The sequence below is a fragment of the Streptomyces sp. NPDC031379 genome (assembly GCF_055569615.1).
In genome coordinates this window covers 71,468-90,165 of record NZ_JBVIIT010000006.1, presented here as the reverse complement: position 1 = coordinate 90,165, position 18,698 = coordinate 71,468, and the positions used below count along the sequence as shown (strand labels likewise).

Annotated in this window: 11 protein-coding genes; 5 read left to right on the top strand and 6 right to left on the bottom strand. The window is 73.1% G+C overall.

Annotated features, from left to right (window positions below):
- Both ACZ5CW_RS10645 and ACZ5CW_RS10640 read right to left on the bottom strand, forming a co-directional pair.
- Entirely contained in the window at positions 1-7,530 is a 7,530-nt protein-coding gene (locus ACZ5CW_RS10645) for an SDR family NAD(P)-dependent oxidoreductase (RefSeq protein WP_468599932.1), read from the bottom strand.
- 273 nt (positions 7,531-7,803) lie between these two features.
- Entirely contained in the window at positions 7,804-9,786 is a 1,983-nt protein-coding gene (locus tag ACZ5CW_RS10640) for an RICIN domain-containing protein (RefSeq protein WP_468599931.1), read from the bottom strand.
- Between the two features lie 299 nt (positions 9,787-10,085).
- On the opposite strand from ACZ5CW_RS10640, the gene galU reads away from it, so the two are divergent.
- A complete protein-coding gene (galU, locus tag ACZ5CW_RS10635; RefSeq protein ID WP_468599930.1) occupies positions 10,086-11,159 on the top strand; it encodes a UTP--glucose-1-phosphate uridylyltransferase GalU in 1,074 nt (357 codons plus the stop codon).
- A 52-nt stretch (positions 11,160-11,211) separates the two neighbouring features.
- Here galU and ACZ5CW_RS10630 read toward each other — a convergent pair whose 3' ends face one another.
- Positions 11,212-11,670, bottom strand: coding sequence for a DUF4442 domain-containing protein (locus ACZ5CW_RS10630; RefSeq protein ID WP_468599929.1), 459 nt, complete (start codon positions 11,668-11,670; stop codon positions 11,212-11,214).
- 128 nt (positions 11,671-11,798) lie between these two features.
- On the opposite strand from ACZ5CW_RS10630, the gene ACZ5CW_RS10625 reads away from it, so the two are divergent.
- On the top strand, positions 11,799-12,884 hold the full coding sequence (locus ACZ5CW_RS10625; protein ID WP_468599928.1) for a DUF8017 domain-containing protein: 1,086 nt from the start codon (positions 11,799-11,801) through the stop codon (positions 12,882-12,884).
- A gap of 58 nt (positions 12,885-12,942) precedes the next feature.
- Here ACZ5CW_RS10625 and ACZ5CW_RS10620 read toward each other — a convergent pair whose 3' ends face one another.
- Complete coding sequence (locus ACZ5CW_RS10620) at positions 12,943-13,269, bottom strand: hypothetical protein (RefSeq protein ID WP_468599927.1); 327 nt, start codon at positions 13,267-13,269, stop codon at positions 12,943-12,945.
- Positions 13,270-13,491: 222 nt separating this feature from the next.
- Here ACZ5CW_RS10620 and ACZ5CW_RS10615 point away from each other — a divergent pair, with 222 nt between their 5' ends.
- Both ACZ5CW_RS10615 and ACZ5CW_RS10610 read left to right on the top strand, forming a co-directional pair.
- Positions 13,492-14,787 (top strand): MFS transporter, encoded by a 1,296-nt coding sequence (locus ACZ5CW_RS10615; protein WP_468599926.1) that lies wholly within the window; start codon positions 13,492-13,494, stop codon positions 14,785-14,787.
- A 129-nt stretch (positions 14,788-14,916) separates the two neighbouring features.
- Positions 14,917-15,927, top strand: coding sequence for an NAD(P)-dependent oxidoreductase (locus ACZ5CW_RS10610; protein ID WP_468599925.1), 1,011 nt, complete (start codon positions 14,917-14,919; stop codon positions 15,925-15,927).
- A 13-nt stretch (positions 15,928-15,940) separates the two neighbouring features.
- Here ACZ5CW_RS10610 and ACZ5CW_RS10605 read toward each other — a convergent pair whose 3' ends face one another.
- Both ACZ5CW_RS10605 and ACZ5CW_RS10600 read right to left on the bottom strand, forming a co-directional pair.
- Positions 15,941-17,071: a pyridoxal phosphate-dependent aminotransferase gene (locus ACZ5CW_RS10605; protein ID WP_468599924.1), complete on the bottom strand. Its 1,131-nt coding sequence runs from the start codon at positions 17,069-17,071 to the stop codon at positions 15,941-15,943.
- Positions 17,068-18,048 carry a hypothetical protein gene (locus ACZ5CW_RS10600; RefSeq protein ID WP_468599923.1) on the bottom strand — a complete coding sequence of 327 codons (981 nt, stop codon included), beginning with the start codon at positions 18,046-18,048 and terminating at the stop codon, positions 17,068-17,070. The genes ACZ5CW_RS10605 and ACZ5CW_RS10600 overlap by 4 nt, the downstream gene beginning before the upstream one ends.
- A 166-nt stretch (positions 18,049-18,214) precedes the next feature.
- Between ACZ5CW_RS10600 and ACZ5CW_RS10595 the strand changes: the two genes are divergently transcribed.
- A partial coding sequence (locus ACZ5CW_RS10595; protein ID WP_468599922.1) for a WD40 repeat domain-containing protein occupies positions 18,215-18,698 on the top strand: 484 nt, incomplete at its 3' end.

Sequence of the window (18,698 nt, the reverse complement as noted above, 5' to 3'; positions counted from 1 at the left end):
TCACCAGCCCGAGGCGGTGTAGACGACGGCTCGGGCGGACGGGTCGCCCCAGGCGAGTTCCCGGAGCAGGGCCGCGGTGCCCTCCTCGGGGTCGATCAGCCGTACCCCGCGCCGGGCGTACTCGCGGCCGAGTTCCGCGCCGACCATGCCGGTGTGCGTGCCGGACGGCGCCCAGGGTCCCCAGTGGACGGTGAGCGCGCGGTGGCCCGTACGGGCGGCCCACTCGGCGCCGAGCACTTCCATGGCGTCGTTCGCGGCGGCGTAGTCGGCCTGGCCACGGTTGCCGAGGACGGCGGCGATGCTGCCGAACAGGACGGTGAACGCGGGTGCGGCGGGCAGCTCGTCCAGGGCGGCGAACAGCGCGGCGGCCCCGGCCGTCTTCGTGCCGTACACCCGCTGGAATGACTCGGGGGTCTTCTCGGCGATCAGCCGGTCCTCGATCACGCCGGCGGCGAAGACGACCCCGTCGAGCCGGCCGTGCTCGGCGTGGATCTCCTTGACGGCTTGCAGGACGGCGTCCCGCTCACGGAAGTCCACCGAGCGATAGCGGGCCGCGCTGCCGAGGGCGGCGAGGTCGGCGAGGGTGGTGGTGATCTCCCGCTGGGCGAGGATCCGTTCGGCGGCCCGGTTGATCTCGGCGGGCCGCGGCGCACCGGGCCCGGCGGCGAGCGCCGCCCTCAGGTCGGCGAGGGTGCGGGCGGCGGCGGTCCGCGGCTCCTCGGGACCGGAGGGCGCGGGGGTACGCCCGAGCAGTTCGACGCGGCACCGGGAGGCGGCGGCGAGCGTGGCCGCGAACCTGGCGGTGATGCCGCGGGCGCCGCCCGCCAGCAGCACCACGGAGTCCCGGTCCAGCCCGAGCGCTGCGGCCTCGGCGGCACCGTCCCCGGCGGGTCCGGCTCCGGTGCTGCCCAGCAGGCCGAGTGGCACGGGCACCAGGTCGAGCCCCTGTCGGATTCCGGCCGCCGGGCGCAGGACGACGGGGGCCGGTTCCGCGGAGAGCAGCTCGGCGAGCACGGCGTCGGCGACGGCCCCGGGGGAAGTGTCCGCGACGGCCACGACCCGGGCGAGGAGGTCGGGGTACTCCCGGACGACCGTGCGGAACAGACCGTCCAGACCCGCCGAGCGCAGTGTCCTGGCCCGGTCGGCGGCCCGGACGGCCAGCAGCCGACGCGGCCCGCGGGCCAGCGCCGCCCGGAGCACCGGGAAGGCGACCGGCAGCACCGGGAGGTCCGGGCCCGCCAGCGCTCCCAGGTACACGACACCGTCGAGCGTGCCGTCGGCGGCGTCGAGGAGGTGGCCGCTGCCGAGGAGTGCGACGTCGGCGCCGTGCCCGGACAGCCGCGCGGCGACCTCGGCCGCCACCCGCCCGGCGCCCGTGCCGCCGTCACCGCCCGTGCCGCCGTCACCGCCGGTGCCACGCCCGGTCTCGTCCTCGCCACCCCGCCTTTCACCCACGCCCCCCTCGCCGGCGCCGTCACCGAGGACGACGAATCGCCGGCCGGACAGGGCGGAGGCGGCATCGGCGCCGGAATCCGGTCGCGGAAGGGGGACGGGCCGCAGCTCGCAGCGCTGTGGAACCGCGGTGTTCCCCTCCTCGGCCGGATCCCCGGTCTCCTCCCGGGCCGGCCCGGCGTCGGCGGCGCCGTTCGCCCCGACCCGCGCGGTGAGCCAGCTCGTGACCGCCGCCGCCGTGCGGGCCTTGGCCAGTTCCTCCAGTTCCGCGTCGTCCAGCAGCTCCGCCCCGCCCGCGATGCCCAGGCGCTTGGCGAGTTCGCCCGCTATCTCGGCCCGCTTGATCGAGTCGATGCTCAGGTCCGCCTCCAGATCGAGGCCGGGCTCGATCATGTCGACGGGGTACCCGGTGCGTTCGCTGATGACCTCCAGGACGACCCGCTCCACGTCGTCCACCGGCTCTTCCGTGTCGGCGACGGGCAACTGCTGCTGTATGGGGGGTAGTTGTTCCGGCACCGCGGGCCGCTGATGCGGTACGGCCGGTGCGACGGGCGCCGGTGCCGTGGCACCGAAGTAGGTGAGCAGCACATCACGCTGGGCGGCGATCATCTCCCGGCTGGTACGCAGGAATTCGGAGATCAGGGCGTCCCGGTCGGCCGGGGCGCCGTGCGGCTGGTCGGTCGTCACAGTCGTCTCCAGGACGCGTCGGGCCGGTGCCAGGGCACCGGGGAGGGGGGCTCCGTCGGCGGTGCGGACCAGGTGTCCGTCGACCGTCCAGCCGGGCCGTTCGGGCACCGGGGTACGCAGCGCGTCCACGGCGTCACGACCGTCGAACAGCCATGCGGCGCGCACCGGGAGTCCCGCGACGGCGAGTTCGGCGAGTGCGTGGAGCCAGCCGGACAGGCCGCTGTCGGCGCGAGGCTCGCAGGCGACCGTGCGGTGCGGGCGGTCGCCGAGGATCTGCCCGACGAGGCGGGTGAGGACGGTACCCGGGCCCGCCTCGACGAAGATCCGGGCGCCCGCCTCGTACATCGCCTCGATCTGTGCGGCGAAGGCGACCGGTGCGCCGATCTGCGCGGCGAGTTCGGCACGTACCGCGTCGGGGTCCGGCGGGTACGGGGCGGCGGTCCGGTTGGCCCACACGGGGAACTCCGGGGCGCGTACGGTCCGGTCCGCGAGTGCCTTGGCGAACCGCTCCCCCGCCCCGGCCACCACCGGGCTGTGGAAGGCGCAGGCCACGGGGATGCGCCGCGCGCCGAGACCGGTCGCGCGCAGCAGGCGTACGGCGGTGTCGAGGTCCGCGGTGGGGCCCGAGATCACGGTCTGTTGCGGCGCGTTGACGTTGGCGACGACCACCGACCCTGGTGCCCCGGCGGTGCGCAGGGCGCGTACGACGTCCTCGGCGGCGGCTCCGACGGCGGCCATGGCGCCGGGTTCGTCGCCCGCCGCCGCCAGGATCGCGCCGGCACGCTCGGCGCTCAGCTCCAGCAGCGTCCGCGGATCGAGGGCGCCGGCCGCGGCCAGTGCGGCCAGTTCGCCGTAGCTGTGCCCGGCGGCCAGGTCGGGGTGGACGCCCGCGGAGGTGAGGAAGGCGTGGGCGACGAGGCCCGTGATGCCGAGCGCGGGCTGCGCGGCCCGGGTGTCGGTGAGCGCGGCACGGCGCCGCTCGCGCGTGGTGTCGTCGAAGGCGGCCGGCGGGTGGAGCAGGTCGGCGTGGGCACGGGCGAGATGCAGGTAATGACGCAGCTCGGGCAGGACGATCAGAAGGTCGGCGAGCATGCCGGTCCGCTGGCTGCCCTGACCGGGGAAGAGGAAGGCCACCTTGCCGCCCACCGGGTGCGCGGGGCGACTCCCGGAGACCTTCTCGCCGTCCGGCAGCTCCGCGAGACGGACCCCGGCGGCGGTCTTCGCGGCGCCCGGATGCTCCGCGAGGCCGACCCGGGCGTCGGACTTCTCGCCGCCGGGCAGCTCCGCGAGGGAGATCCGGGAGGCAGCCGTCTCACCGCCCGGCGGCTCCACGAAGCCGATCCCGGGGGCGGCCTCCATGCCGCCCGGCAACTCCGCCGGACGCACCCCGGCCGTAACCGTGGCACCGTCCGGCAACTCGGCGAGGCCGTCACCGGAGGCAGCCCTCTCACCGCCCGGCAGCTCCACGAAGCCGATCCCGGGGGCGGCCTCCATGCCGCCCGGCAATTCCGCTGGACGCGCCCCGCCCCCATGCACACTGCCGGCCGTCGACTCCACGAGACCGACCCCGGAGGCAGCCCTCTCACCGCCCGGCAGCTCCACGAAGCCGATCCCGGGGGCGGCCTCCATGCCGCCCGGCGACTCCGCCGGACGCACCCCGGCCGTAACCGTGGCACCGTCCGGCAACTCGGCGAGGTGTACCCCGGACGCCGGATCGTGTTCCCCGGCGAGGACGCGGCGCAGTTGTCCGGTCAGTTCCTCCGCGGTGCGGGCCACGATCGCGGCCCGGACCGGCTCGTCGGAGGTGTCCGCGCGGCGGGCCGCGGCCAGGGCGAGGTCGCGCAGGCGCCAGGGGCGGCCGTCGGTCTCGGCGGCGCGGAGCAGCTCCGCGACCTCCCGGTGGGCCGCCGCGGTGTCCCGGCCCCGGAACAGGAGCAGCTCGGCGGGCCAGGCGTCCAGTGTCTGGCGGGGCGGTACGGCGGTCTCGTGCGCGGACAGTACCGCGTGGAAGTTGGTGCCGCCGAAGCCGAACGCGCTGACCCCGGCGAGGCGTTCCGCGGCCGGGGCCGCCCAGGGCTGGGCGCGGACGTGGAAGACGAACGGGCTGTCGCCCTCCGTCCAGGCCGGGTTGGGCCGCTCCAGATGCAGGGTGGGCGGCTTGACGCCGGTGTACAGCGCGAGAGTGGTCTTGATCAGGCCGGCGAGTCCGGCGGCGCACTTGGTGTGCCCGATCTGCGACTTGACCGAGCCGAGCGCGCAGTCCCCGTTCGCCGCGCCCGCCTCGGTGAAAACCTCACTGAGAACGGCGAGTTCGGTGCGGTCCCCGACGACGGTCCCGGTGCCGTGCGCCTCGACCAGGCCGACGTCGGCGGGCGAGACACCGGCGTTGCGGTACGCGCGCTCCAGTGCCGCCCGCTGACCCTCCGGGCGGGGCGCGGTCAGGCCGAGGGAGCGGCCGTCGCTGGCGGAGCCCAGGCCCTTGACGACGCCGTAGACGCGGTCGCCGTCGCGTTCGGCGTCCGTGAGCCGTTTGAGGACCACGCAGGCCACGCCCTCGCCGAGGGCGATGCCGTCGGCGCAGGCGTCGAAGGCACGGGACCGGCCGGTCGGGGACAGCGCGTGGACGGAGGAGAAGAGTACGTAGTCGTTGATGCCGTTGTGCAGGTCGGCGCCACCGCACAGCACGACGTCACTGGTGCCGCAGACGAGTTCCTTGCACGCGACGTCGAGGGCGGCGAGGGAGGAGGCGCAGGCGGCGTCGACGGTGTAGTTGGCGCCGCCGAGATCCAGGCGGTTGGCGATCCGGCCGGAGATGACGTTGGCGAGCATGCCGGGGAAGGAGTCCTCGGTCAGCCGGGGCAGCTGCCCGTCCAGTCCCTCGGGAACCTTGCCGTAGTACGACGGCAGGACGGCGCGCAGGGTGACCGCGTTGGACAGGTCGCTGCCGGCCTCGGCGCCGAAGACGACGGAGGTGCGCGAGCGGTCGAACTTCCGTCCCCGCTCACCGTATCCGGCGTCCTCGAGCGCCCTGCGGGCCGCTTCCAGAGACAGCAGCTGGACCGGTTCGATGCTGCCGAGGGAGGCGGGCGGGATGCCGTAGCGCAGCGGGTCGAAGGGGATGCGGGGCAGGAAGCCGCCCCACTTCGAGGCCGTGCTGCCGGCGGTGTGGTGCACGGCGGGGTCCCAGCGGTCGGGCGGGACCTCGGTGACGGCGTCGCGTCCGCACACGACGTCGGCCCAGAAGGTGGCGAGGTCGGGGGCCTGCGGGAACATGCAGGCCATGCCGACGATCGCGATGTCGAGCGGCGCGGGGGGTACGGGTTCGGCCGTGACGCGGGGGCCGGGCCCTGCGGCGCGGGCGGCCTGCGCGGCCCGTACGGCCCGCGCGTCCAGGAAGTCGGCGGCCGCGTCGGTGACCGAGCGGTGCAGGGCGGCCACGGTGGTGGTCGTCGTGCGCAGGACGGCGACCTCGCCCGCCATGAACATCCCGTCGGTGAACTGCCGTTCCTCGCCGACCGCCCGCAGCTCGCCGTCCGCGGCGCGCTCCAGGCCCTTGCTGGCGATGCGCAGCCGGCCCACGTTGAGACGTTCCAGGGATTCCCATGCGTCCCGGTCGGGCACCCCTCGCGTTCGTAACCTGGCTTTCTCGTCACGGTAGTTGTGGGTGAAGGGGCTGGGTACGCAGCGGGTGGCGTGTCCGGGTGCGGTCTCCAGCAGCGCGGTCGCGGTGGCGGCGAGGACCTGGCGCTGGAAGAGGGGCCGGACGGCGCCGTGCGAGACGGCTTCCTCGGTGAACAGGTAGGCGGTGCCCATGAGGACGCCGACGGCGACGCCGCGCGCGGTGAGCGGTGCGGCCAGCGCGGCGACCATCGCCGCCGACCGCTCGTCGTGGATGCCGCCCGCGAAGAAGACCTCCAGCCGCCGGGTCGTCTCGTCACCGGAGCCGCCGTCCGCTGTGGCATCCGTGTCCGCCAGGAAGTCCTCGAGTACGGCGAGTTGGGCCTCCCACAGCGGGAAGGAGGCCCGGGGCCCGACGTGGCCGCCGCACTCGGACCCCTCGAAGACGAACCTGCGCGCCCCGGCGTCCAGGAACTGCCGCAGCAGCCCTGGCGAGGGCACGTGCAGGAAGGTGTGGATTCCGGCCCGTTCCAGTGCCTCGGCCTGGGCGGGGCGGCCGCCGGCGATGACCGCGTGCGTGGGCCGCAGTTCCCGTACGGCTTCGAGCTGGGCGTTCCTGACGTCCTCGGGTGCGAAGCCGAGCACGCCCACGCCCCAGGGCCGCCCGTCCAGCACGGCCCGCGCCTCGGTCAGCAGCGCCCGGGTCCGTGTTCCGTCGGCGAGAGCCAGCGCCAGGAAGGGCAACGCCCCGTCCTCGGCGACGGCGGCGGCGAACCCCGCCTGGTCGCTGACGCGGGTCATCGGACCCTGAGCCACCGGGATCCGGGTGCCGAGCGCCCGGCTCATCAGGGACCCGGGCCGCAGCGCCCTGCCGGCCCCGGCGACGGGGGCCACGGCCGCCCCCGTTCCCGCTTCCGGACCGGCCACCTCCCGGATCGCCCCGGACAGCCCCCGCACCACCCCCCGCACATCCCTCCACCGCTCGGCGAAACGCGCGGCGAGGAAGCCGTCCTGGCCCACGGGGAGCAGGTGGCTGCGGAGGTCGCGGGCGCCCAGCAGGGACGCGACCGTGCCGGGATCGTCGGCGGGTGGCCGCGGGGCGTCCGGTCCCCGTCGGCGCAGTACTCGGTGGCCGCCCAGCACCACGGTCTCCGAGCCGTCGAGGGACCGCAGCACGGCCCGGACCGCCTCGGGCAGCCGGGACTCGGCCAGCAGAGCCAGCTGACCGTCGAGGACGACTCCGGCCGCCCCGCCCGCCACGGCGGCGGCCGCCGTACGCGGCCCGATGCCCCCGCGGGCCCAGACCGGCAGGCCGGTCAGCTCCTCGTCGGCCAGGAGCTGTTGCAGCAGGACGAAGGTGCTCAGCTCACCGACACGGCCGCCGCCCTCGGTCCCCCGGGCGATGAGCCCGTGGGCACCGGCGCGGGCGGCCGCACGCGCCTGTCCGAGGTCGGTCACCTCCGCCAGCACCCGGTGGTCGGCGGCGAGTCGGTCCACTCGCCAGGGTGCGTCCGAGGCGAGGACCACGGTGTCGGGGGCGCCGTCGAGGTCGGCGGGGGCCAGGGTGCAGCGCCCGGTCACGCGGACGCCGAAGGGTCCCGGTGCGGCCCGGCTCAGCCGGGACAGCTCCTCGCGGGATCTTCGGTCTCCGGTGTCCAGGTCGAGGACACCGAGCCCGCCGGCGGCGCAGGCGGCAGCGGCGAGGCCTGCGTCGGGTTCACCGAAGGGAGTGATGCAGAGGATGAGGTCGTGGGCACGCACAGGGGAGGTCATGATGCTCCGGCACAATCGGCGAGACAGCACGGTGGGGGGTTTGTGCGGCGGATCGCTCTGGTGCGAGGGCATCGGAAACTAGCGAGGGCCTACTCACGGGTCAATAACGCCGCGTCCTTTTCACGTGCGGTGGCCTCGATTCGGCCAGCCGGAAGAAACTCCCGCAAGAGCCCGGAAATCCGATCAATTACCTTCGCCCGTCGGGAGGTACGAGCGCATCGAAAGGGGCCACCCTGCCCGGGTGGCCCCTTCTCGGGCTGTCTCGCGCATGCGTCAGCCGAGCAGCGACCCCGCGGAGGCCGGCACGGAGGCGACCGAGGCGGGTACCGGTGGGTCGTCGGTGACCGGTGAGCCGAGCGCGTCGGAGATCGGCGTGACGACGCCACCCACCGCATCCGCCACATCCGCCACATCCACCGCGTCCACCGCGTCCACCGCGTCCACCGCGTCCAGCGCGTCGCCCGCTGGGGCGGACCCGCCCTGGCGCCGCTCGTCCCCGTCGGCACGAATCTGGGCGACGCGGGGCGCCTCGTCGTCGTTCCCGGGGCTCTCTCCCGCGCCCCGGGACCTCTCGTCCTCGCCCCGGGGCCTCTCCCCCTCGCCGCGGGGCGTCCCGCGCAAGGTGTCGCCCGGTCTTCTCCCTTCGGGTTCCTGCCCGGTGCCGTCTCCCTGCGAGGGCGTCGGCTCCCGGCCGTCCGGCGCAGCCGACGAACCCGGCCCCGAGCCCACGCGCGGCAGCCCGCCCGTGACCGGCTCCAGCGCCCACCGCTGCCCCGGCGAGCCGTCCCGGGCCGCGGCCCCCACACGGGTGGACGAGCCGGCGGAACCCTGGGTCAGGGCAAGGCCCTTGTGCCAGCGGAGCAGGATCTCGCCCCGCACCGTGACGTCGTACGCCACCTCTCCCGCGTGCACGACGCAGCCGTCCACCACGACACTCCGGGTCCCCGGGTCGGCGACGAGGCAGAGGGAGGGGTCGGCGGCACTGCGCAGGAGTCCGTCGTCCTGGTACGACCACTGCTGGGCGGCCGCCGACGAGCAGTGCGCGAGCCGGACGCCCGCGCCCGCCACGGTCTTGCCCCCGCGCGGTTCCAGGCAGAGCCCGGAGGCGAGGGCGCGCAGCCGGCCGTGGGCGACCTCGGTGGGTGCGCCGACCGAGGCGGCGGAGGGCGACGTGGCGGGCCGCGCGCCGGTGCCGCTCGGGCGGGTGGCGTGTCCGGCGGGGGCGCCCCATGTGGCGGGCACGGGGACACCGTTGTCATGGGACCAGCTCCTGGCCACGAGGACGGTGCCGAGCAGGGCGAGTGAGGTCAGCCCGACGCCGACGGCCAGCGCCGTGCGGTGGCGGCCCGCCGGCCCGGTGCGGTGCCGGCCTCCGGCCACCGGGGCCGTCTCCGCCGCTTCGGAGGGCGGCCCCTGCGCGACGGGGCCGCGGCCGGGGCGTGAGTCGAGATAGCGGCGGGCGCCCCAGCCGAGCACGGTCTCGGCGAGCAGGAGTTCCGTACTGCCGTCGAACCGCGCGAGCTGTTCGGCGGCGTACCGGCAGTACCGGCAGGCCGCCAGGTGCCGGCGCACGTCCGGCAGCAGGGTGCCGCCGCGGCGCGTGGGGACGTCGAGGAGCCGGTTGTAGAAGCGGCATTCCCGGGAAGGCGCGAGTTCACGGTGGGCACGTACGCAACCCGCACGGAATTGCTCCCGCGCCTGCTCCAGGGCGGCCGTCGCGGTGGCAACGTCGACCCCCAGCAGACCAGCGGGTATGTTTATGGGTTCCGCCTCCGCCTCGGTGTGCCAGAGAAGGCATTGCGAAGCGCCGGGAAGGGCCCGGAATGCGCGTTCGGCGAGCTGCCGCCTTTCCGGCGTCCCGGGCTTTGTCGCGCTGAGCCCGCGTCCGCCGGTGGTTTTGCGCAATTCCGGCAGAGTGGCGCAGGTTCCTTCGTCCGTCGCCCAGGCGCGGACGATGTCACGGACGGCCGTCAGCAGCTGCGGGCGCAGAGCGCCACCGACCGCTCCGCCGGCCATGCGGCCGAGCACCTGGTGGAACGCGGCGGTGGCGACCAGGTGGGCCGTGGGCCCGGCGGAGGCCAGGCAGACGATCGCGTAGTCGCGGGCGGCGCGCCAGTGCCGGGCCAGCAGCAGGGCGACGGCGTGATGGTGGGCGATGTGCGGGCCGCCGAGCCGGGCGACGAGATCACGGTCGGACTCCCCGGTCGGACCGGGCAGCGGCGGGTACGGCGGGCGTGGGGGGTGAGGGGACTGCACGGAACCAATTCCTTTCCAGCCGCAGGACGGCATGCCAAACCGCGTCCTGTCGGAAAGCAGTGCCTGATTGGTGCGTACCTAAGGGGTCGGCCATGGCGTTCTGCGCCTGCCTTTGCCCTCCCGCGGGGAGGCTCACCTTCGCACACGCGCCTCACGGGAAACAAGAAGTTCGAATGACTCGGCCTCAATCTCTTTTTGTTCCACAAAGGTTACCGACGGTATCCCCTGGAACCCCACACACAGCCGGTTCCCATGATTCTCCGGGCGCGCTCTCATCCGCGTGCCCCAGCATGGGCCACATGATCGCCCCGCACTCGACAGCAACTCCCGCCATTGCCCGTACGGTTCGCAAAGCGGTCGTACCCGCCGCCGGTCTCGGCACCCGGTTCCTGCCCGCGACCAAGGCCACCCCGAAGGAAATGCTGCCGGTCGTCGACAAGCCGGCCATTCAGTACGTCGTCGAGGAGGCCGCCGTGGCCGGTCTGGACGACATCCTGATGGTCACCGGCCGGCACAAGCGGGCCATCGAGGACCACTTCGACCACGCCTTCGAACTGGAACAGGCGCTGGCGGCCAGGGGCGACACCGTGCGCCTGGACGCCGTCCGCGATCCGGCGCGGCTCGCCGACATCCACCACATACGCCAGGGCGATCCGCTCGGCCTCGGCCACGCCGTGCTGTGCGCGCGCCACCACGTCGGGAACCAGCCCTTCGCGGTCCTGCTCGGCGACGATCTGATCGATCCGCGCGAGACTCTGCTGAGCCGCATGCTGGAGGTCCGCGAACGGTACGAGGGCAGCGTGGTCGCGCTGATGGAGGTCGCCCCGGCGCAACTCCACCTCTACGGCTGCGCGGCAGTGGAGCCGACGGGTGAGGAAGGCGTCGTCCGCGTGACCGGCCTGGTGGAGAAGCCGGCGCCCGGCACCGCGCCGAGCCGGTACGCGGTCATCGGGCGGTACGTCCTGGACCCGGCCGTCTTCGGCGTCCTGGAGCGCACCCCGCCGGGCCGCGGCGGCGAGATCCAGCTGACCGACGCCCTGCAGGACCTCGCGGCGGCCGGCACCGTCCACGGGGTGGTCTTCGGGGGCCTGCGCTACGACACCGGCGACAAGGCCGACTACCTGCGCACGGTGGTCCGCCTGGCGTGCGCCCGCCCGGACCTGGGACCCGAATTCACGGACTGGCTGCAGGAGTTCGTGGCCGGGCTGGAGGCCGGCGGCACGCGTACCGACACGGGCACGGGCACGGGCGCGGGCACGGGCACGGGCACGGGCACCGACACAGACAGAGGCCCGGAAAACGACACCGGCACCAGCACCGGAACCGACACCGGCACCGGCACCGGCACCGGGGAGCCGCACCGGGCGGCGTGACCCGGCCGGAAACGGAGAGGGGCCCGCTCGAGCCCCTCTCCGAACGCCGGGATCAGTCCTGGCTGTTGGGACGCAGGGTCCACACCACCGTCATCTCACCGGTCACCGCTCCGTCCGCGCGCCGGATCTCGATCGCCACCGGGAACTCGGGGCGCCGGCCCGCGTCCAGCTCGGCGACGACCTCGGCGGCCGGCCGGCCCAGGGTCGCGGTCGCGGTGACGGCGCCCATCGCGAGCTTCTTGTAGGCGATCTCGGCCCGCACGGCGAGCGGCACCGCGCGCGAGAGCTGGTCACCGAAGGCGGCCAGCACGATGGCGCCGCTGGCCGACTCCCCCAGCGTGAACATCGCACCGGCGTGCGGCCCGCCCACGTGGTTGTGGTACGCGCTCTGGTCCGGCAGCGAGACCACGGCCTGGTCCGCAGTGGTCTCCAGGAACTCCAGGTTCAGCGTCCGGGCCATGGGCACGGTGGCGGCGAGCATCTCGCCGATCGACATCTGGTCTGCGCTCATGCACGCCATGTTACTCACGAGTAGCAGAGCCTGACCAGGTCATGTGCCGACGGTCACCCCACTTCGTCACAGGTCCGCCGAGGACCGGTGACCGAACCGTGCCCGCCGCCGCACTAGGGTTACTGGCCATGTGGCCAGATCAGCAGCCGCCAGGGGGCGCGCAGAACCCGCAGCACAACCCGTACCAGCAGCCGGGATACCAGCAGCCGAATCCGTATCAGCAGCCCGGACCGCAGCAGTACCCGCAGGCGGGTCAGTACGGACAGCAGCAGGCGGGTCAGTACGGGCAGCAGCAGCCGGCGGAGCAGTACGGACAGCAGCACCCGGCCGGTCAGTACGGGCAGCAGCAGTGGGGGCAGCAGCCCCCCACCATGCCCATACCCGAACCCCCGCAGCGCGGTGGCGGCCGTACGAAGCTGATCGCGATCGTCGCGGCCGTGGCGGTCGTCGCCACCGCCACCGTGACCGGCGTCCTGGTGCTCGGAGGCTCGAAGGACGACGAGGCGAAGGGCGGCAAGAACGGTCAGCACGCGAGCCGGCCGCCCACCACGGAGCCGTCGCCCGCCCCTTCCTCCTCGGCCACGGAAGACGACCCGCGCGGCAACGAGACGGCCAAGCCGACCATCGCGGGCTGGAAGGTGGTGGTGAACCCCAAGTGGGGTCTCGCCTTCGACGTGCCCGCGGACTGGGTGGTCAAATCCCCCGGCATCGGCATCGGCTTCGAGTTCGACGACGAGAAGCAGAAGGGCATCACCATGTCGGGCGCCGCGGAGTACAAGCCCGAGTGGTGCACCTCCGACACCGACAAGGACGGCCGCACCGAGGACACCGCCCTGGCCGCGGTGGGCACCAAGGGCGCCGTCGGCGCCAAGAACACCGACGAGATCGCGCTCAACACACCGGCCTGGTGGGTCTTCGGCGGCTACACCGACCCGGACAAGAAGAGCATCTCGTGGGACAAGAAGGCCACTCCCTTCACGACCACCTCGGGCATCAAGGGCAGCTACGCCTGGGCCCAGTCGACCGACACGCCCCGGAAGGGCAAGTGCCTGTCCGACGGCAAGGCGCTCACGTTCGGCTTCGAGAACGGCGCCCACAAGTTCGTGTCGTTCAACTTCTACGGCGCCAAGGGCGTGAAGGGCGAGGTCCCGAAGGCGACCGTGCTCAAGGTCCTCAGCACGGTCCGGCTGCACGGGACGCCGGCCGGCGAGTGATCGAGGTCACAGGGGTTCCGGCCCACCTCGTCGAGGCGGGCCGGAACCCCATGGAGCCTCAGCCCCTCAGATAGTTACGGGCGACCCAACGACCGTTGAGCGTCTCCTCCGGGTCGTGACACTGGCCGATGCACTCCCAGGTGCCGGTGCTGTTGTCGCACTGGAGCTGGGCGCGCACCTTGTTGTTCTTGTACACGAAGTCGATCACCCTGCCGCGCGGGGACGGCGTGGCGTGGACGGGCACCTTCTCCCCGCTGACGGTGTAGGTGTGGCTGACGGGGTGGCAGGTGAACGCGGCGGCCGAGGCGGGCGCGGCGGCCACTGCGGGGAGGGCCGCGCCGATGAGCGCGGCCGTGCCGAACACGGCTGCAACATGCTTCCGCATGACGGTCCTTTCCTTGGGAACCAAGAGATCCTGGGGGTGGCAAATCGTCATGAACATGACTAGATCACCTTAAAAGGCATCGCCGTCGCCGTCAAAGAAGCGGTCAAGAAAGGCCACTTCGGCGTGTCGCCCCGCCGACGCCGGCTCGACGCGGCCGACACCTGGTTCGACGCAGCCGACAACCCGTTTGAATCGTGAACTCGGACAGGCCATAGTCGGCCGGTGAACACCGCCGTCTCCCCCCACCGCCCCCGCAGGCCCTCCTGGGCCGGCCGCAACTACTCCCTGCTGACCGCGGCCGCCGTCGTGACCGGCCTCGGTGCCAACGGCTCGCTCATCGCGGCCGCGTTCGCCGTCCTGGAGACGGGCGGCGACGGCGGCGACGTCGGACTGGTGGCCGCCTCCCGCACCCTTCCCCTGGTGGTGTTCCTGCTCATCGGCGGCGCCATGGCGGACCGGCTGCCCCGGCACCGGGTGATGGTCGCCGCCAACGCCCTCAACTGCCTCTCCCAGGCCGCCTTCGCCGCGCTCGTGCTGGCCGGTGAGCCCCAGCTGTGGCAGATGATGCTGCTCACCGCGCTCGGCGGCGCCGGGCAGGCGTTCTTCGGCCCGGCGGCCGAGGGCATGCTGCTGTCCTCCGTCGACGGCGAGCAGGCGGGCCGGGCGTTCGCCTTCTTCCGCATGGCCACCCAGGGCGCGGCCCTCGGCGGCGCGGCCCTCGGCGGCGCCCTGGTCGCCGCGATCGGCCCCGGCTGGGTGCTCGCGGTCGACGCGGCGGCTTTCGCCCTCGCCGGCTCCCTGCGCTCCTTCCTCGACGTCAGCCACATCCCGCCGCGCACCCCGGGCGAGGGCATGCTGGCCGACCTCCGCGAGGGCTGGCGGGAGTTCATCGGCCGGCCCTGGCTGTGGGGCATCGTCGTGCAGTTCTCGATCGCCAACGCGGTGGTCGGCGCGGCCGACGCCGTCTACGGCCCGCTGGTCGCCCGCGACAGTCTGGGCGGTGCGGGCCCCTGGGGCCTGGCGCTGGCCGCGTTCGGCGCGGGCACGGTGGCCGGGGCCCTGCTGATGACCCGCTGGAAGCCCCGCCGGCTGCTGCTCGCCGGCACGTTGTGCGTCTTCCCGCTGGCCCTGCCCTCGGCCGCGCTGGCCGTGCCGGTGCCGGTGGGCGTCCTGTACGTGGTGATGTTCGTCGCGGGTACGACGGTGGAGGTGTTCGGCGTCTCCTGGATGACCGCGCTGCACCAGGAGATACCCGAGGACAAGCTCTCCCGGGTCTCGGCGTACGACTGGTTCGGCTCGGTCTCCCTCATCCCCGTCGCGACAGCCCTGGCCGGACCCGCCGAGACGGCCTTCGGCCGCACGGCCGCCCTGTGGGGCTGCGCCGCCCTCGTCGTCCTGGTCACCGCCCTGGTGCTGCTCGTCCCGGACGTCCGCGACCTGACCCGCCGCACCCGCCCGGTCGCCGCCTCCCCGCCGGCGCCGGCCGATGCCGAACGCCCCGTCGGGGGGCTCGGGTGACGGTACGGCGTCGACCTCCTCGACCGTTGTCCACCGCGTCGAACCCGACTATGGTCCCGAGGGAATGACGCCTCGCCCGATGCACACCGAGTGATCCTGTCCCCTCATGCCTTCTCGAAAGGGGAAGCGGTGGGAGGTCCCAAGCTCGTTCTGGCCACGGGTTCCGGTCTGGTCACCGACGAGGCGTGCGCCTACGTACGCAGTCGTCACTACGGCATTCGCCGCATCACCGACGACCACCTCGGCACAGACGGTCTGCACGAAGCTCTCGACGGGGTGGCCGGCTACCTCATCGGTGGCTACGAAGAGCCGGCGGACGAGCACTTCGCTCTGCATCCGGCACTCGAAGCGGTCGCCTGGCTGGGATCCGACTACAAGCCGTTCGTGCCCGGGTGGCGAACGGGACACCGCCGTGGGATCGCCTTCATCACCTCTCCCGGCACGAACGCCGACGCCGTCGCCGAGTTCACTGTGCTGTTGTGCCTGACCATGGCGCGCCCCTTCACCGAGAGCGTCGTCCGTCCCGGCGGCGCGATCCCCGGACTGCCCGCCCCGGGCCGGGAATGCGCCGGTCGGCGTATGGGGATCATCGGTCTGGGACGCATCGGAAGGCGCGTGGCCCGCTCGGCCTCCGCCGGTTTGGGAATGCACGTGTCCTACCACAGCCCGCGGCGCGACATCACGGTCGAGCGGTCTCTGGGAGTGGACTTCCGGACCAAAGCCGATCTGCTGGCGTCCAGCGACGTCATCTCGCTGCACCGTCCCGGTCCGCACGCGAGCGAGCCACCGGAACTCACGGCAGCGGACCTGGCGCTGCCGCCCGACGGCAGCGTTCTGATCAACACGGTCCATCCCCGCTTGGTGGACCTGGCGGCTCTGCTGGTGGCGGTGCGGGATCGCGGCGTACGTGCGGCCTTCGACGGTGTGGGAGAGGGCCCGGAGTGGAGCCGGCTGACCGAGTTGGGCCCTGACCGGTTCCTCGCACTGCCACAGATGGGCTTCAACACGCATGAGGCCAACGGCAGGGCAGCCATGGCCACGGCCCGCGCCGTGTGTGATGTGCTGGACGGCGGCGCGCCGTCGGCGGTCGACAATCCGGAGTTCCGCCGGGTTCGTGGCCGTGTCGGCCGTGACACCTAGGTTCTGTCGCACTCTAGGTTCTGTCGCACTCCTCGACAGCCCGCTGGAGTATGCGCACACCGCGCTCGAAGTAGTGGGGGTCTCGCGACAGGGCAAGCCGTATGTGCTGACGTCCGGCCCCGTCGCCGGACTCCCAGTGGAATCGGTCGCCCGGCAACACGTGCAGTCCCCGCCGCGCGCAGGCCTCCACGACGTCGTCGCGACGGGGCCCCAGAAACAGCCACTCCACGCTCATGGTGTCGACGACGGCTCGCGGCATCTCCCGCTGGGGCGGAGTCAGGGGCGGCAGTGCCGACAGCAGCCGTACGCGGTTGCCCACGACCAGACTTCGGGCGCGCTCCACTTCGTTGTCGTGCTCGTCCTCCAGGATCGCCGTGAGGAGGAGGAGGTCCACCGACGAGACGTTCAGGAGGATCTCGCTGCAGACTTCCTCGAGCGCCGGGCCGATGTCGGCGGTTGCCGAAAGCACACTGGTCTTCGTGTCCAGGAGTGACAGGACCTTGCCCGTGTCGTCGATGCAGATGACCGAAGCCCCGGCGCCCTCCCCGGCTGCGACGAGGTCGAAGCATGCGGCCGGATCGAGCATGCGGAACGACATGTCGAACACCAGCAGGACATGCCGCTTCGCCGCCCAGCGCATGGTCTGCGCGATGGTGTCGCGCGTCCAGGTGACTCCGGTGGGATTGTTCGGCAGCACGACGACGAGCGCTTCGATGCCGAGGCTGTCGAGATGGGCGAAGTCGCAGAACGGCATCAGCCGCTCCTGTGGCACCGCGACCAGCGGCACGCCGGAGAGACGCAGCAGTGCGGGCAGGTTGTCGAACGTCGGCGTCACCATGCCGGTGACCCGGTGGGTGCCTGCCAGGAACTTGCCGACGGCGTCGATCGCGATCGACGCGGAGTACAGCAGCCGGCGAGAAGCCCCTTCGTAGTCCTGGCCGGTCCACCGCGACAGCGACCGGAGAAACCGCTGTTCCACGGCCCGTATCGACACATCAGCGGCGAAGGCCCCGTCGACCACCGAGCGCAACCGGGCCCGGGCATGCGTGGAGAGAGTCTGCCGCGCATGCCCATCGGCCAAGTTCACCTGAGCGGTCAGGGCAGCGCTCTCCAGCTGAGTGAGATTGGGATCCGCCTCCGTCATCGCACCTCGCAGACAATGAGCGACAGGAAGCCCGACGCCGAGAAGCGGCGGGTGCGCAGGACCTCCACGCCCGCCGCCGGGCCGTCGAGTCGGACCCGGCGTGCCACGGCCAGAGCATCACCGCCCCCCGGACCGGGGGGTTCATGTTCGAGAATGACCACGCCTGGAGCCGGCAGACCGCGAAGCCGGCTGAGCAGACGCAGCACGATCGCGGTGTAAGGGGCCATGTCGGTCCCGTCCGAAGTCCTGCGAAGGGGCTCGTGGATCGCCGGGTCGGCAGCATGCCTCCCAGCCGGAGGCAGCTGTGGCCATGAGGCACGGCCGGCCGCGGTCAGCAGGTCGGCGGCTGCCTTTCTCAGGGAAGCACGCCCGGAAGCCGTCGGACCGGTGAAGCGGAACGGGGGCGAGCCGTAGACCACCCAGCCCGGCCCGAGCCGTTCCGATCCGGCCCACACTCCGGGCGCGCCCGCGTCACCCCATCTGACCTCGCCGGCTCCGGCAGGGCTGGGGCCGGACGCCGCATCCTGAACGACCCACCGCCTGACCTCCGTCGCCATGGACCTCGCGGAAGCCGCGACGGTCAGGGCGAGACACCCGGAGAGGAACGCGTCCTCCGACGCGGCGGGAGGGAGGGGGCCGCTCAGGCCGGCGACCAGAGCCTCGACCGCGCCGACTCCGTCGCAGAGCCCCGGCGCGTCGAGCAGGGGCAGATGCCGTCGGTCACAACGGGCCTTCGCCGTGGCGACACAGACGAGCAGCGGGTCGATGTCCACCCCGATGAAGGGGACACCCATCTCGCGAGCGGCGACCGCCGAACTCCCCGCTCCGCAGAAGGGATCGATGACCGCGGACGGCCGGCCCACGAGGTCCTCGATGATCCGCCGGGTCGTACGGGCATTGGCGGAGTCGGCCCGCTGGTGCCACCGGTCGATGGGCTGCGCGGGATCCGGACGGTACTCGGCGAGCGTGGCAGGCAAGTGGTACGCACGTGAACTGACTTCGGACGTCCGCACCGTGACCCCACCCATCGGTGTGCTGATTGCCTCCGTCACGAACTGACGTTGCGTTACGATACAGACCGTTGCGCAACATCACCACACCGTGACGGCTGTGGGATCAGCACCCCACGGGCGGGAGGCTCCCATGCCAGGCCAGCCATCTGCAGCCATCCATGAGCCCGAGGACGACCCGGTCCTGGAACGCCAACCGGGCGGCGCCGTGGCACTTGTCGCCTGGCAGAGCAGCGCAGGAGTGCCACGGCTGGCTTCCGGCGGGGACGACGGAACCGTCCGGGTCTGGGACCCGGACGCGGGAGCCGCGGTGGGAGACCCGCTGACAGGACACTCCGCGGGCGTATGGGCACTCACGAACTGGACGGACCCGGGCGGCGACTGCCGACTGGCATCCGCCGGAGACGACGGAACCATCCGCATCTGGGACCCGGACGCGGGAGCCGCGGTGGGAGACCCACTGACAGGACACTCCGCGGGCGTATGGGCACTCACCAGCTGGACGGACCCGGGCGGCGACCGCCGACTGGCATCCGCCGGAGACGACGGAACCATCCGCATCTGGGACCCGGACGCGGGAGCCGCGGTGGGAGACCCACTGACAGGACACTCCGCGG